10 protein-coding genes and 2 pseudogenes are annotated in these 14,858 nt (G+C 65.5%); all 12 read left to right on the forward strand.

What is annotated here, in order from left to right:
• Positions 1-26: 26 nt before the first annotated feature.
• The 12 genes and pseudogenes from ftsW to recN all read left to right on the forward strand — a co-directional run bounded on the left by ftsW (position 27) and on the right by recN (position 14,810).
• Positions 27-1,178 carry a putative lipid II flippase FtsW gene (gene ftsW / locus ACVWZ4_RS20495; RefSeq protein ID WP_456741052.1) on the forward strand — a complete coding sequence of 384 codons (1,152 nt, stop codon included), beginning with the start codon at positions 27-29 and terminating at the stop codon, positions 1,176-1,178.
• A 106-nt stretch (positions 1,179-1,284) separates the two neighbouring features.
• On the forward strand, positions 1,285-2,385 hold the full coding sequence (gene murG, locus ACVWZ4_RS20500; RefSeq protein ID WP_456699044.1) for an undecaprenyldiphospho-muramoylpentapeptide beta-N-acetylglucosaminyltransferase: 1,101 nt from the start codon (positions 1,285-1,287) through the stop codon (positions 2,383-2,385).
• A gap of 166 nt (positions 2,386-2,551) precedes the next feature.
• Positions 2,552-3,955, forward strand: coding sequence for a UDP-N-acetylmuramate--L-alanine ligase (gene murC, locus ACVWZ4_RS20505; protein WP_456699043.1), 1,404 nt, complete (start codon positions 2,552-2,554; stop codon positions 3,953-3,955).
• A gap of 186 nt (positions 3,956-4,141) precedes the next feature.
• Positions 4,142-5,062: a UDP-N-acetylmuramate dehydrogenase gene (gene murB / locus ACVWZ4_RS20510; protein ID WP_456736012.1), complete on the forward strand. Its 921-nt coding sequence runs from the start codon at positions 4,142-4,144 to the stop codon at positions 5,060-5,062.
• A gap of 19 nt (positions 5,063-5,081) precedes the next feature.
• A pseudogene (locus tag ACVWZ4_RS20515) lies at positions 5,082-6,069 on the forward strand (D-alanine--D-alanine ligase family protein).
• 267 nt (positions 6,070-6,336) lie between these two features.
• A pseudogene (locus ACVWZ4_RS20520) lies at positions 6,337-6,454 on the forward strand (D-alanine--D-alanine ligase); the annotation flags it as partial.
• Positions 6,418-7,458, forward strand: a complete 1,041-nt coding sequence (locus ACVWZ4_RS20525; protein WP_456699040.1) for a cell division protein FtsQ/DivIB — start codon at positions 6,418-6,420, stop codon at positions 7,456-7,458. The pseudogene ACVWZ4_RS20520 and the gene ACVWZ4_RS20525, both read left to right, overlap by 37 nt.
• Positions 7,455-8,777 (forward strand): cell division protein FtsA, encoded by a 1,323-nt coding sequence (ftsA, locus tag ACVWZ4_RS20530; RefSeq protein ID WP_456699039.1) that lies wholly within the window; start codon positions 7,455-7,457, stop codon positions 8,775-8,777. The genes ACVWZ4_RS20525 and ftsA overlap by 4 nt, the downstream gene beginning before the upstream one ends.
• An 87-nt stretch (positions 8,778-8,864) precedes the next feature.
• Complete coding sequence (gene ftsZ / locus ACVWZ4_RS20535; protein WP_456699038.1) at positions 8,865-10,658, forward strand: cell division protein FtsZ; 1,794 nt, start codon at positions 8,865-8,867, stop codon at positions 10,656-10,658.
• 363 nt (positions 10,659-11,021) lie between these two features.
• Positions 11,022-11,984: a UDP-3-O-acyl-N-acetylglucosamine deacetylase gene (gene lpxC / locus ACVWZ4_RS20540; protein ID WP_456741053.1), complete on the forward strand. Its 963-nt coding sequence runs from the start codon at positions 11,022-11,024 to the stop codon at positions 11,982-11,984.
• 240 nt (positions 11,985-12,224) lie between these two features.
• On the forward strand, positions 12,225-13,112 hold the full coding sequence (locus ACVWZ4_RS20545) for an outer membrane protein assembly factor BamD (RefSeq protein WP_456741054.1): 888 nt from the start codon (positions 12,225-12,227) through the stop codon (positions 13,110-13,112).
• A gap of 24 nt (positions 13,113-13,136) precedes the next feature.
• Positions 13,137-14,810 carry a DNA repair protein RecN gene (gene recN / locus ACVWZ4_RS20550; protein ID WP_456741055.1) on the forward strand — a complete coding sequence of 558 codons (1,674 nt, stop codon included), beginning with the start codon at positions 13,137-13,139 and terminating at the stop codon, positions 14,808-14,810.
• Positions 14,811-14,858 lie beyond the last annotated feature (48 nt).

Consider the following 14,858-nt stretch of genomic DNA (forward strand, 5'->3'; position numbering starts at 1 on the left):
GGACCTCTGTCCGAAAGCGGCCGCCCATGCTCTCCCGTGAAGAACGCACCCCCTTTACCGAGTGGTGGTGGACCGTCGACAAGCCGCTGCTCGGCGCGATCCTGGTGTTGATGCTGACCGGCGTCATCCTGTCGCTCGCGGCAAGTCCGCCGGTCGCGACCCGCATCGGGCTCGATCCGTTCCACTTCTTCAATCGACACGTGATGTTCCTGGCGCCGTCGTTTCTGGTGCTGATCGGGGTGTCCTTCATGTCGCCGCGCTCGATCCGGCGAAGTGCGCTGATCATCTTCGCGATCAGCATCATCCTGATCGTGGTGACGCTCGCCATCGGCCCCGAGGTGAAGGGCTCACGGCGCTGGATCACGCTCGTCGGCGTCAACATCCAGGCCTCCGAGATCGCAAAGCCCTCATTCGTCGTCATTGCGGCCTGGTTGTTTGCGGAATCGACCAAGCGGCCCGAGATGCCGGCGACCTCGATGGCGCTGGTGCTGCTCCTGATGCTGGTGTCGCTGCTGGTGATGGAGCCGGACTTCGGCCAGACCATGCTGATCCTGATGGTGTGGGGCTCGCTGTTCTTCATCGCGGGCATGCGCATGATCTGGGTGTTCGGCCTTGCCGGCCTCGGTGCGGCCGGCCTGTTCAGCGCCTATCTCTTCGTTCCGCACGTCGCGGGCCGCATCAAGCGCTTCATGAATCCGGCCTCCGGCGACACCTTTCAGGTCGACACCGCGATGGAGGCCTTTTACAACGGCGGCTGGTTCGGCCTCGGACCCGGTGAGGGCATCGCCAAGCGCAGCCTGCCCGATAGCCATACCGACTTCGTGTTCGCAGTCGCGGCCGAGGAGTTCGGCATCATCCTGTGTCTCGCCATGCTGGCGCTGTTCGCCTTCGTCGTGATCCGCACGCTGTCGCGCGCCTATGCCAACGAAGACATGTTCTCGCGCTTTGCGGCCTCGGGTCTTGCGATCCTGTTCGGCGTGCAGGCGGCCATCAACATGTCCGTCAACCTCCAGCTCATCCCCGCCAAGGGCATGACGCTGCCGTTCATCTCCTACGGCGGCTCCTCGATCGTGTCGCTCGCCTATGGCGTCGGCATGATGCTGGCCCTGACGCGGCTGCGTCCGCGCACCGAGGTCGAGGCCAGCGGCCATGCTGACGCGATGCGGAGTTACGCGTAGTTCTTCGTCATTGCGAGTTAGCACCGGCCAGAATCCCTCAGCGGGGGCAGTCTGGATTGCTTCCCTGCGCTCGCCATGACGGCAAAGGCCTTGTAAAAGGGCATTGATGGACACTTCCCCCTTGATTCTTCTCGCCGCGGGCGGCACCGGCGGCCATCTGTTTCCGGCCGAGGCGCTCGGCGTCGAGCTGATCCGGCGCGGCTTTCGCGTGCGCCTCGTGACCGATGAGCGCGCGCTGCGCTATAGCGGGCTGTTCAGCAAGGACATGATCGACGTCGTCGCCAGCGAGACCGCGCGCGGCCGCAATCCGTTCCAGCTCGCCTATGCCGGCCTCACGCTCGCCACCGGCACGTTGTCCGCTTACAGCCTGATCAAGCGATTGAAGCCTGTGGCCGTCGTCGGCTTTGGCGGCTATCCGACATTGCCGCCACTGGTTGCGGCAAAATTCGCCGGCGTGCCCGGCATAATCCATGACGCCAATGCGGTACTCGGCCGTGCCAACCGTTTCCTGTCGAGCCGCGTCCGCGCGATCGCGACATCGCTGCCGGGTGTGCTGGACCGCGATCCGGCGCTCGCAGGCAAAACCACGACGGTCGGTACGCCGATGCGCCCCGCAGTCCTTGCTGCGGCGGCGGTGCCTTACGCCGCACCCGAAGCGAATGGGCCGCTGCGTCTGCTCGTCGTCGGCGGCAGCCAGGGGGCGCGCATCATGGCCGACATCGTGCCGGGCGCGATCGAACGGCTCGAGCCGGCGCTCTGGGGTCGGCTGATCCTCACCCAGCAGGTCCGCGACGAGGACATGACCCGCGTGCGCGCGGTCTACGACAAGCTCAAGATCAATACCGAGCTCGCGCCGTTCTTCACGGATCTGCCGGCTCGGCTCGCGTCCAACCACCTGGTGGTGTCGCGCTCCGGCGCCGGCACCGTGGCCGAGCTCGCCGCGATCGGCCGGCCCTCGATCCTGGTGCCGCTGCCGGGCTCGATCGACCAGGACCAGTTCGCCAATGCCGGCGTGCTGGCCAAGGTCGACGGCGCCGTCCGCATCCCGCAGACCGAGTTTACCCCCGATCGTCTCGCCGCCGAGATCTCCGCCTTCGCCGCCGAGCCGGCGCGCCTCGCCGCCATGGCAGCCGCCGCAAAAGGGGCAGGGCGGCTCGATGCCGCCGAGCGGCTGGCCGATCTGGTGGTCAAAGTCGCGGGAATCTGAGCCCAAACGGGCCGATTTTCGTATTTTTGCCGTCATGGCCGGGCTTGTCCCGGCCATCCACGTCTTGCATGAAGTAGATCGGGATTCGTGGATGCCCGGGACGCCTTGCGTAAAGACGCGCTTGGCGCTTATGCCCGGGCATAACGACGGAACCATAGGATAAAGCATGAGACTGCCGCGCGAGATCGGACCCATCCACTTCGTCGGGATCGGCGGGATCGGCATGAGCGGCATCGCCGAGGTGCTGATCAATCTCGGCTATACCGTGCAAGGCTCGGACGCCTCGGACAATTACAATCTCGATCGCCTGCGCAAGAAGGGCGCGAAGGTTTCGGTCGGCCACAAGGCCGAGAATGTCGATGGCGCCGAGGTCGTCGTGGTGTCGACCGCGATCAAGCGCGACAATCCCGAATTGATGGCGGCGCGCGAGCGGCGTATTCCCGTGGTGCGCCGCGCCGAAATGCTGGCCGAGCTGATGCGGCTCAAAAGCTGCGTCGCGATTGCCGGCACGCATGGCAAGACCACGACGACCACGATGGTGGCGACGCTGCTCGATGCCGGCGGGCTCGATCCGACCGTCATCAACGGCGGCATCATCAACGCCTATGGTTCCAACGCGCGGCTGGGCGCCGGCGACTGGATGGTGGTGGAAGCCGACGAGAGCGACGGCACGTTCTTGAAGCTGCCGACGGACGTGGCGATCGTCACCAATGTCGACCCCGAGCATCTCGACCATTTCAAGACGTTCGAAGCCGTGCAGGACGCCTTCCGGCATTTCGTCGAGAATTTGCCGTTCTACGGCTTTGCGGTGATGTGCATCGATCATCCCGTCGTGCAAAACCTCGTCGGCAAGATCGAGGATCGTCGCATCATCACGTATGGCCAGAACCCGCAGGCCGACGTGCGGCTTGTTGACCTGAGCCCGATGGGCGGCGGCTCGAAGTTCAAGGTCGCATTCCGCGATCGCAAGACGGGTGCCGTACACGAGATCGCCGATCTCATGCTGCCGATGCCGGGCCGTCACAATGCCTCTAACGCGACGGCGGCGATCGCGGTGGCGCGCGAGCTCGGCGTTTCCGACGAGGCGATCCGCAAGGCGATCGCCGGCTTTGGCGGCGTCAAGCGCCGCTTCACCAAGACGGGCGAATGGAACGGCGTCACCGTGATCGACGATTACGGCCATCACCCCGTCGAGATCGCGGCGGTGCTGAAGGCGGCGCGGGAATCCACCAACGGCAGGATCATCGCCGTGGTGCAGCCGCATCGCTACACCCGCCTGCAATCGCTGTTCGAGGAATTCTGCACCTGCTTCAATGATGCCGATGCCGTGGTTGTCGCTGACGTCTATGCCGCGGGCGAGACGCCGATCGACGGTATCGACCGCGATCATTTCGTGGCGGGCCTGCGCGCGCATGGGCATCGCGAGGTGGTGCCGTTGCCGGGGGCTCCGGAGCTTCCGGGGATCGTCAAGGGGCTCGCGAAGTCGGGCGATCTCGTCGTGTGCCTCGGGGCCGGCAACATCACGCAATGGGCGTACGCCTTGCCTGACCAATTGAAGGCGCTGGGGTGAGGTGTTGGCTTTGATCGTATCGATCGCCACTCGGCACACTGCGCTCCCTCCCCCCCTGTGGGGGAGGGTGGGGGAGAGGGGTAGCCACACACTCCGATCTCGCTTGGGGCTACCCCCCTCCCTGCCCCTCCCCCACAAGGGGGGAGGGAACGGAGAGAATGTGCGCCCCTTACTTGAGGTCGCCGCATGAGCTTCCCTGACATCACGCCAGAGCTCAAAGCCGCAATGCCAAACCTGCGCGGCCGGCTGCTGGCCAACCAGTCGCTGGCCGAGCTGACCTGGTTTCGCGTCGGCGGCCCCGCGCAGGTGCTGTTCACCCCGGCGGACGAGGACGATCTGGCTTATTTCCTCGCGCATCTCGCAGGCGACATTCCGGTCTATGTCGTCGGGGTCGGCTCCAACCTGATCGTGCGCGATGGCGGGATTGCCGGCGTGGTGATCCGGCTCGCGCCGCGTGCTTTCGGCGAGGTCATTGCGAGCGGCGATGTCGTTACCGCGGGCACCGCGGCGCTCGACAAGCGCGTGGCGGAAGTGGCGGCCTCTGCCAATATCGGCGGACTTGAATTCTATTTCGGCATTCCCGGCACGATCGGCGGCGCGCTGCGCATGAACGCGGGCGCCAATGGCGGCGAGACCAAGGACGTGCTGATCGAGGCGCGCGGCGTCGGCCGCGACGGCACCAGCTACGTCTTCTCCAACGCAGACATGAAATTCGTCTACCGCAACAGCGGCGTCGATCCTTCCATCATCTTCACGTCCGCGCGCTTTCGTGGCGAGATCAGGGATGCTGATGCGATCCGCGCGCGGATGGCGGAGGTGCAAAACCATCGCGAGACGGCGCAGCCGATCCGCGAGAAGACCGGTGGCTCGACCTTCAAGAATCCGCCGGGCCATTCCGCCTGGAAACTCGTGGACGCCGCCGGCTGCCGCGGCTTGCGCCTCGGCGGCGCGCAGGTCTCCGACATGCATTGCAACTTCCTGATCAACACCGGCGATGCCACCGCGCACGATATCGAGACGCTGGGCGAGACGGTGCGCGAACGCGTGAAAGCGAATTCCGGAATCGAGCTGCACTGGGAAATCAAGCGGATTGGAATTCCCGGCTAATTTGGACAGACGAGAGAACATGCGCATCACCATCCTCTTCGGCGGCTCCAACCGCGAACGTCTGGTTTCCGTCGCCTCAGCCCAGGCGCTGCATCAGGCGCTGCCCGAGGCCGATCTCTGGTGGTGGGACGTCGAGGACAAGGTGCATGTGGTACAGTCGGAGCAGCTGCTCGAACATGCTCGCCCATTCGAGGACGAGTTCAAGCCGGGCACCTCAGGCATTCCGCTGGCACAGGCGCTCGACAAGGCCAAGGCAGAAGATCGTGTGCTCGTGCTCAGCCTGCATGGTGGGGCTGCCGAGAACGGCGAGTTGCAGGTGATGTGCGAGGCACGCGGCCTGCCGTTCACCGGGTCCGGCTCGGCTTCCTCGCATCTCGCCTTCGACAAGATCGCGGCCAAGCGCTTTGCCGCGCTCGGCGGCGTCACGCCGCCTGCGGGCATCGCGCTCGAGAACATCGACGAAGCCTTCGCCGAATACGGCAGGCTGATCGCAAAGCCGGCGCGCGACGGCTCGAGCTACGGCCTGATCTTCGTCAACGCCAAGCAGGACCTCGTCGCCGTCCGCAATGCGGCCAGGCGTGAAGAGTACGTGATCGAACCCTACATCGCCGGCGTCGAGGCGACCTGCGGCGTTTTGGAGCGCACCGACGGCTCGCTCATCGCGCTGCCGCCGATCGAGATCATTCCGGGCGAGGGCAATTTCGACTACGCCGCAAAATATCTCTTGAAGTCGACCCAGGAGATCTGCCCCGGCCGCTTTTCGCTGGAGGTCACCGCCGCGCTCAAGGCCCAGGCCATGCTGGCGCATCGCGCAATGTCCTGTGCCGGCTATTCCCGTTCCGACTTCATCGTTGCGGAGAAGGGGCTGGTCTATCTCGAAAACCAACACGCTACCCGGGCTGACCAAGTCCTCGCTGTACCCCAAGGCGCTGAAAGCCGAAGGCATCGCCTTCGTCGACTTCCTTCGCGACCTGATCGAGCTCGCCGAGCGGCGGGTGCGGAAATAGTTAGGATTGGTTAACGGCCGGGCAGGCGAAAATGCCCGGTTTGGTGCCCAAAACCGGTAAAATACCGGACTTCGTGGCGGAAGTGCCTCAGTCAACTGGGCAAAAAGCATCCCGCGTTAACGAACTTTACCTTTTGTTTACCAGGACATCCGAAGGTTAACGCTGGCGGCGCATATGGCGTTTTGGCTGCCGGCGCGTGAACCGTTTCGGATGTTTCCGATCGGCGAACGCTTTGTAGGGGAGCGGTTTCTTCTGCCGAAGACCATTACCCGGCCCGGCACGACCGAGACGTCATGTTCGCCAGGACCCGCGCGGCGTCGCGGGGCAAACTGTTGACGAGCTCGTGCAATGGATGGTGCAGGAAGCCTCACCCGATCGCCTGTGAGATCGCTGAGGCCCCAAGCTGATCTGAAGGCGGCCGCGATCGGAGCGGTCGTGCTTCTGCGCGAGTGGGTGCAGGACAGGCTCGACCACAGGCGCGCGCAAAAGCACGCCGCCGCCGAGCGGAAGATCAAGGCCAAATCCAAGATCAAGGCCGTCGTCGAGCGTGAGCCGCCGCCGCGCGTGGTCGCGCTGGTCGAGCGCTATCTGCCGCGCCGGGTCGGGATCAGCCTGACCGTGCTGCTGTTGATCGGCAGCTGCGGCCTCGGCATCGTCAAGGGCGGCCACCTCCAGGATTTCATCACCGCCGTCAGCGACGCGCGCAACGCCGTGGCCAATTCGGCCGGCTTCCGCATCACCTCCGTCGTGATCAACGGCCGCAAGCAGCTGAGCCAGGACGAGGTCCTCGCGATCGGCGGCGTCAGCGGCCGCTCTTCGCTGTTGTTCCTCGACGCCGACGACGTCCGCGACAAGCTCAAGGCCAATCCGTGGATCGCGGATGCGACCGTGCTGAAGCTCTATCCGGGCCAGCTCATGATCGAGATTACCGAGCGGAAGGCGTTCGCGCTGTGGCAGGAGGCCGGCCGGCTCTCGGTCATCGCCGACGATGGTGCGCTGCTCGAGCCCTATGTCTCGCGCCGGTTCCTGACGCTGCCGCTCGTGGTCGGCAAGGGCGCCGATACCCAGGCGCGTGATTTCCTCACGTTGCTGGCCCGCTATCCGCAGGTCAATTCGGTGACGAAGGCCGCCATCTATGTCGGCGAGCGGCGCTGGAATCTGAGATTGAAGGACGGTCTCGACATTCGCCTGCCCGAGCAGGACGTCGGCAACGCGCTCGCCGCGCTCTCCAAGCTCGACAAGGATGACAGACTGTTCTCGAAGGACATCGTCGCGATCGACATGCGGCTGCCCGACCGGCTGGTGGTGCAGCTGTCCGATGACGCCGCCAAGGCGCGCGATGATCTGTTCAAGGACAAGAAGAAAAAGAAGGCCGGGGACGCCGCATGACCGGTCTTGATCGCACCCAGACTCCGAAGACGCGGCCGATGCCGCACAAGCGCGGCGGCCTGGTCGCCTGCCTCGACATCGGCACCAGCAAGATCGCCTGCATGATCGCGCGGCTGAAGCCGTCGGCGCCGAGCGAAGCGCTGCGCGGCCGAACCCACGCGGTGGAACTGATCGGTTACAGCCAGATCCAGTCGCGCGGCATGAAGGCCGGCGCGGTGGTCGATCTCGGCGAATGCGAGCAGGCGGTGCGCCAGGCCGTCGGGCTCGCCGAGAAAATGGCCAAGGTTCGGGTCGAGTCCGTTTTGTTGTCGGTCTCCGGCGGCCGGCTCGCGGGCCAGCTGGTCGAAGCCGCGGCCGATATCCGTGGCGGGGCGGTGACGCCGGCTGACGTCAGCCGCGTCACCTCCACCGGCATGCGCCACGCCACCGGCGAGGGCCGCACGGTGCTGCACGCGCTGCCGGTCGGCTATACGCTCGATGGCGTCAAGGGCATTCGCGATCCGCGCGGCATGGTGGCGCATCAATTCGGCGTCGACATGAACGTCGTCACCTGCGACGCCACCGTGGCACGGAACCTGATGCTGGCGGTGGAACGCTGCCATCTCAATGTCGAAGCCATGGCCGCCAGCCCCTACGTGGCGGGCCTGTCGGTATTGACCGACGACGAGGCCGATCTCGGCGCCGCCGTGGTCGAAATGGGCGCGGGCACCACCACGATCGCGGTCTATTCCGGCGGCCGCTTCGTGCACGCGGCCGGATTCGCGGTCGGCGGGCAACACATCACGATGGATCTCGCGCGCGGACTCTCCGCGACCATTGCCGATGCCGAGCGAATCAAGACGTTATACGGCACCGTCATCACCGGTGGATCGGACTCGCGTGAGCTGATGTCTGTACCGACAGCCGGTGACGACCAGGACCTGCCGCAGATCGTTTCGCGCGCCACCATCGCCAACATCGTCAAGCATCGTGCCGAGGAAGTCTTCGAAATGGTTCGGGACAAGCTGAAGGATTCGCCCTTCGCGGCAGAGCCCAAGGGCCGCGTCGTGCTCTCGGGCGGCGCCTCGCAGCTGACCGGTGTCGTCGAACTCGGCACCCAGATTCTCGGCCGGCCCGTGCGGGTCGGACGTCCGCTCGGTTTCGGCCGGCTGCCCAACGAGGCGAAGAACGCCGCGTTCGCGGTGCCGGCCGGACTTCTCGTCTACCCGCAATACGTTCACCACGAACATGTCGAACCGCGGCATACGCGGCAGCAGGTCAGAACAGGAACCGGCGGTTATTTCGGAAAGGTCGGACGATGGCTACGCGAGGGCTTCTGATGACTCATCTCCGCAAATGTCTGATTTCACCAACTCCCGCGGCCGCAGGCCGGGGCGAACCCACGCGCGCGTGATCGAGAGGCAAACATGACCATCAGCATCAACGTTCCTGATATTCACGAGTTGAAGCCCCGCATCACCGTGTTCGGCGTGGGGGGCGCCGGCGGCAATGCCGTCAACAACATGATCACGGCGGGCCTCCAGGGCGTCGATTTCGTGGTCGCCAACACCGACGCGCAGGCGCTGACGATGTCCAAGGCGCAGCGCATCGTGCAGATGGGCACCGCGGTCACGCAAGGATTGGGCGCAGGCTCGCAGCCGAACGTCGGCGCCGCCGCTGCTGAAGAAGTGATCGACGAGCTGCGCGACCATCTCTCCGGCGCCAACATGGTGTTCGTCACCGCCGGCATGGGCGGCGGCACCGGCACCGGTGCTGCCCCCGTCATCGCCAAGACTGCGCGCGACATGGGCATCCTCACAGTCGGCGTGGTGACCAAGCCGTTCCACTTCGAGGGCGGCCGCCGCATGCGCACCGCCGAAGCCGGCATCAACGAGCTGCACAAGGTGGTCGACACGCTTCTGATCATCCCGAACCAGAACCTGTTCCGGGTCGCCAACGAGAAGACCACCTTCGCCGACGCCTTCGCGATGGCGGACCAGGTGCTCTACTCGGGCGTCGCCTGCATCACCGATCTGATGGTCAAGGAAGGCCTCATCAACCTCGACTTCGCCGACGTCCGCGCCGTCATGCGCGAAATGGGCAAGGCGATGATGGGCACCGGCGAAGCCTCCGGCGACAAGCGCGCGCTGACCGCCGCCGAAGCCGCGATCGCCAACCCGCTGATCGACGATTCTTCGATGAAGGGTGCCAAGGGTCTGCTGATCTCGATCACCGGCGGCAAGGACCTGACCCTGTTCGAGGTCGACGAAGCCGCGACCCGCATCCGCGAGGAAGTCGACCAGGACGCCAACATCATCGTCGGCGCGACCTTCGACGAAGCCCTCGACGGGCTGATCCGCGTCTCGGTCGTCGCCACCGGCATCGAGCAGGCGGCGATCGCCCGCAACAGCCAGGCATCCTCCGCTCCGGTGGCGAACGCCGCGCCGCAGCAGCAGGCTCCCGCGGCTCCGGCCGTTGCTGCCGAGAGCCGTCTCGCCGACCTGACCGCGCGTCTGCGCGCCGACAACCAGCGTCTGGCCGAGCGTGCCCAGAAGATGGAATCGCAGATCCCGGCTGCGGCGCCAGCCGCCGCCGCGCCCGTCGCGCCGCGTCCCAATGTGGAGCGTGCGGCGCTTGCCGCCATCGCAGCTGCCGTTTCCGAAGCCCCTCCGGCGCCCGCCCCGCAGACCTATGGCGACGTCACCGTGCGCCCGATCGCGCAGAAGCCCACGCTATTTCCGGAGCCCGAGCAGGCGCCGGTCGCCATGCACGAGCCGATGACCCCGGAAACGTTCATCCCGCCGCAGGCCGAGCGCGCGCCGGTTCGCGCGCCGCGGATGCCGCGCCTCGAGGAGTTGCCGATGCCGGCCCAGGCCGAGCTTCGTCAGGCCCGTGGCGAGGTCGAGGAGGAGACCCCGCAGAAGACCCGCCTGTCGCTGCTGCAGCGCCTCGCCAATGTCGGCCTCGGCCGTCGTGACGAGGAGACCGAGGCTCCGATCGCCGCTCGTACCTCCGGCCCCGCCATGCCGGCGCTGCCCGAGCGCAAGCCGCAGCGGACCGTGCAGCAGCAGATCGCTGCCAGCGAACCGGTCTCGGAATATGCCCGCCGGCCCGCGCCGCAGGGTCTGGACGCCCATGGCCGTCCCGCACCTGTTGCTCCGGCGCCACAGGGAGACGACCATCTTGATATCCCGGCCTTCCTGCGGCGGCAGGCGACCTGAGGATTGTTACAATAAGGCAGACGCAAAAAGGTCCCGGCAACGAGCTTGCCGGGACCTTTCCTTTTGTCCCGTGCATCTCCGGATTGCGCGCTCAAGCAACTGATTTTAAACCATTAATTACTTGTTCGGTGCTTCAGTAAAGCCGCCGATAACGGAGCCAAATCCCGGCGCAATTTGGTTAAGCCTTGGCGCGAATACGGCGGGTTTGGGGTAACAATCGGTAAAAAAGCGTGAGTTGGCGCTGTTTGAGGCAGTGACTATGGTTCGACGTGACTTGGGGATACGGAGATTCGGACGGTCGATCTCAATCGATCAGTCTGGTCCAGTATAAGTCGCAGTGGGTCGTAGCGGGGCGGGTTCCTGATGAAATTTAGCCGGCAAACAACGCTTCGTGCGCAAGCCACAGTGGCCGGCGTGGGCGTTCATTCCGGTCTTCCCGTCACCCTCACGCTCGGACCTGCACCAGTTGATGCAGGTTTTATTTTCGTCCGCACCGGCCTTGAGGGAAGTGACCGCGAAGTCCAGGCGACCGCCGAGCAGGTGATTGCCACCGATTTCGCGACCGTTCTTGGCGACCGCAGCGGCCCGCTGGTTTCGACCGCGGAGCATGTGCTGGCGGCATTGCGCGGCATGGGCGTCGACAACGCCACCATTGAGATCGACGGTCCGGAAGTGCCGATCATGGACGGCAGTGCTGCGGCCTTCATCGCGGCCATCGATCAGGCCGGGATCGTCAGCCAGCCGGCACAGCGCCGGTTCATCCAGGTTTTGAAGCCGATCTCGGTCAAGGTCGGCGACTCCTTCGGTGAGATCAGACCCTACGGCAACGGCTTCCGCGCCGAAGTCGAAATCGACTTCACCAATCCCGTCATCGGTCGGCAGAGCTATGCCTTCGACCTCAGCCCGGAGCGCTTCCGCCGTGACGTCGGCCGCGCCCGGACCTTCGGTCTGATGGGCGACGTCGCCCGGCTCTGGAGCGCGGGCTATGCGCTTGGCGCCTCGTTTGAAAATACCGTGGTGTTCGACGACGAGCGGCTGCTCAACACCGAGGGCCTGCGCTACGCCGATGAATGCGCCCGCCACAAGGTGCTGGACGTGATCGGCGACCTTGCGCTGGCAGGCCTGCCGCTGCTGGGCGCCTATCGCTCGGTGCGTGGTGGCCACAAGCTCAACCACGCGGTCCTGACTGCGCTGCTCGCCGACCGTACGGCCTGGCGGGTGGTCGAGGGCGAGGTGGCCCGGCGCTCCACGCGTGCGGTGGCCGAGGTCGGTAGCGGCATCGTCGGTGGCCGGATCGCTGCGGCCTACGGGCCAGACGTGTCCTGAAAGCCGGTTGCGGCAGGCCGCCAGGCAAGACTTTCCCCGGGAAACTCCTGGTAACCATGATCGACCAGGATTGCGGCGATTTCGCCTTAATCCGGGCGGAATGCCTGCCTATCCGGTCGGCTCGAATGTTTTTCGGTTGCACCGCCGTGCCGTATGGCAGGCACCACGGTCAGATGTCGCGCCCGTGACGGGGATCATGGGCTTGCGGGCACGCATCACAGAGCGTCAGGTCTAAAATTCATGTCGGCACAGCGTATCACGCGCGGATCTTTATTAGTTTCGCCTCGGGCCCGTGGACTGCTTCAGGTCGCCACGCTTGTCCTGTTCGCGCTGCCGTTGGCCGGCTGCGGCACCGGCGCCCTATGGGACAAGTTCACCGCCAAGGACGACACCTTCGTCGAGGAGCCTGCCGACAAGATCTATAATGAGGGCTTGTACCTCATGAACGAAAAGAAGGACATGAAGGCGGCGAACAAGAAGTTCGAAGAGGTCGACCGCCAGCATCCTTATTCCGACTGGGCACGCAAATCGCTGCTGATGTCGGCCTACGCATCCTACCAGGGCGGCGACTATGACGGCTGCATCGGGGCTGCGACCCGCTACGTCACCCTGCATCCCGGCAGTCCGGACGCCGCCTATGCGCAGTACCTGATCGCCGCCTCGCATTACGACCAGATCCCGGACATCAACCGTGACCAGGGCCGCACCGAGAAGGCGATTGCGGCGCTGGAAGAGGTGGTGCGCAAATATCCGACGTCGGAATATGCGACCTCCGCCAAGGCCAAGATCGAGGGTGCACGCGACCAGCTCGCCGGCAAGGAAATGGCCGTCGGCCGCTACTACATGCAGAAGAAGGACTACACGGCCGCGATCAACCGCTACAAGGCCGTGGTGACGCAGTACCAGACCACCCGGCACGTCGAGGAGGCGCTCTACCGTCTCACCGAGGCCTATATGTCGATCGGAATCGTCGGCGAGGCCCAGACCGCCGCCGCCGTGCTCGGCCACAATTTTCCTGACAGCCGCTGGTACAAGGACGCCTATAATCTTGTAAAATCCGGCGGTCTCGAGCCGAGCGAGAATCAGGGGTCCTGGATCAGCCAGACCTTCAAGAAGATAGGCCTCTAGGTCTCGGCTAGGAAATTTGGTTCCATGCTGGCGCGTCTGTCGATCCGTGACATCGTCCTGATCGAACGGCTCGATATCGAATTCGCCACCGGGCTTGCGGTTTTGACCGGCGAGACCGGTGCGGGCAAATCCATCCTGCTCGATGCCTTTGCACTGGCGCTCGGCGGCCGCGGCGACGCCGGCCTCGTGCGGCATGGCGCGGAGCAGGGGCAGGTCACCGCCGTCTTCGATGTCCCGAAGAATCACCCCGCAACGAAGATCCTGGCCGAGAACGGGCTTGAGGATACCGGTGAGATGATCCTGCGCCGCGTCCAACTCGCCGACGGTCGCACTCGCGCTTTCATCAACGACCAGTCCATCAGCGTGCAGACGCTGAAGGCGGTCGGCGCCGCGCTGGTCGAGATCCACGGCCAGCATGACGAGCGCGCGCTGGTCGATGCGGCCACCCATCGCCGCCTGCTCGATGCCTTTGCCGGTCTCGAAAAGGATGTCGCCGCGGTAGAAGAGCTCTGGGACGCGCGCCGCACAGCCAACACCGAGCTCGAAGAGCATCGTGCCAGCATGGAGCGCGCCGCGCGCGAAGCCGATTATCTGCGTCATGCCTCGGCCGAGCTGAAGCAGCTCGCACCGAGGGACGGCGAGGAGACCGCGCTCGCCCATCGCCGCACCACCATGATGCAGGGCGAGAAGATCGCCTCCGATTTGCGCGAGGCGCAGGAGGTCGTCGGTGGCCACAATTCGCCGGTCACGGCGCTGTCGGCCGCCGTGCGCCGGCTGGAACGTCGTGGTGTGAATTCGCCGGCACTGGTCGAGCCTGCGGTCAAGGCGATCGATGTCGCCATCAATGCGCTGGAGGAAGCCGACCAGCATCTCCAGGCCGCGCTGGCCGCGACCGATTTCGATCCGGCCGAGCTCGAACGCATCGAGGAGCGGTTGTTCGCGTTGCGCGCCGCGTCCCGCAAATATTCGACGCCTGTCGACGGCCTCGCCGCGCTCGCCGCCAGATACGCCGCCGACGTCGTGCTGATCGATGCCGGCGCTTCGCGCCTGAAGAAGCTGGAGCAGGCCGCGGTCGAGGCAGATGGCCGCTATGCGGCTGCGGCGAAAAAGCTCTCAGCGGCGCGGCAGAAATCGGCCGAGAAGCTCAACAAGGCGGTCGACGCCGAGCTCGCGCCGCTCAAGCTCGACCGCGCAAAATTCATCACCCAGGTTACGACAGACGAGGCCGCGCCCGGACCGCAAGGCTTCGACCGCGTCGAGTTCTGGGTGCAGACCAATCCCGGCACCAAGCCGGGCCCGATGATGAAGGTCGCTTCCGGCGGCGAGCTCTCCCGCTTCCTGCTGGCGCTCAAGGTCGTGCTGTCCGATCGCGGCTCGGCCCCGACATTGGTGTTCGACGAAATCGACACCGGCGTCGGCGGCGCGGTTGCGGATGCCATCGGCGGTCGCCTGGCGCGGTTGGCGGGCAAGGTTCAGGTGATGGCCGTGACCCACGCCCCGCAGGTCGCCGCCCGCGCCGACCAGCATCTGCTGATCTCCAAGGATGCGCTGGACAAGGGCAAGCGCGTCGCCACTCGCGTCAATGCGCTGGCCGCCGACCACCGCCGCGAGGAGATCGCCCGCATGCTGGCCGGTGCCGAGATCACCGCCGAGGCGCGGGCGGCTGCGGACCGGCTGCTCAAGGCGGCGACGGCTTAGCTTTGTCCCGGACGCGCGTAGCGCGAGCCGGGACCCGGAATGTTGCGC

The sequence above is a fragment of the Bradyrhizobium sp. USDA 4472 genome, from assembly GCF_054058595.1.

What these genes read in the sequence shown, in the direction of transcription:
- ftsW (WP_456741052.1), top strand. Translation starts at nt 27, where the DNA reads ATGCTCTCCCGTGAAGAACGCACCCCCTTTACCGAGTGGTGGTGGACC.
- murG (WP_456699044.1), top strand. Translation starts at nt 1,285, where the DNA reads ATGGACACTTCCCCCTTGATTCTTCTCGCCGCGGGCGGCACCGGCGGC.
- murC (WP_456699043.1), top strand. Translation starts at nt 2,552, where the DNA reads ATGAGACTGCCGCGCGAGATCGGACCCATCCACTTCGTCGGGATCGGC.
- murB (WP_456736012.1), top strand. Translation starts at nt 4,142, where the DNA reads ATGAGCTTCCCTGACATCACGCCAGAGCTCAAAGCCGCAATGCCAAAC.
- ACVWZ4_RS20525 (WP_456699040.1), top strand. Translation starts at nt 6,418, where the DNA reads ATGGATGGTGCAGGAAGCCTCACCCGATCGCCTGTGAGATCGCTGAGG.
- ftsA (WP_456699039.1), top strand. Translation starts at nt 7,455, where the DNA reads ATGACCGGTCTTGATCGCACCCAGACTCCGAAGACGCGGCCGATGCCG.
- ftsZ (WP_456699038.1), top strand. Translation starts at nt 8,865, where the DNA reads ATGACCATCAGCATCAACGTTCCTGATATTCACGAGTTGAAGCCCCGC.
- lpxC (WP_456741053.1), top strand. Translation starts at nt 11,022, where the DNA reads ATGAAATTTAGCCGGCAAACAACGCTTCGTGCGCAAGCCACAGTGGCC.
- ACVWZ4_RS20545 (WP_456741054.1), top strand. Translation starts at nt 12,225, where the DNA reads ATGTCGGCACAGCGTATCACGCGCGGATCTTTATTAGTTTCGCCTCGG.
- recN (WP_456741055.1), top strand. Translation starts at nt 13,137, where the DNA reads ATGCTGGCGCGTCTGTCGATCCGTGACATCGTCCTGATCGAACGGCTC.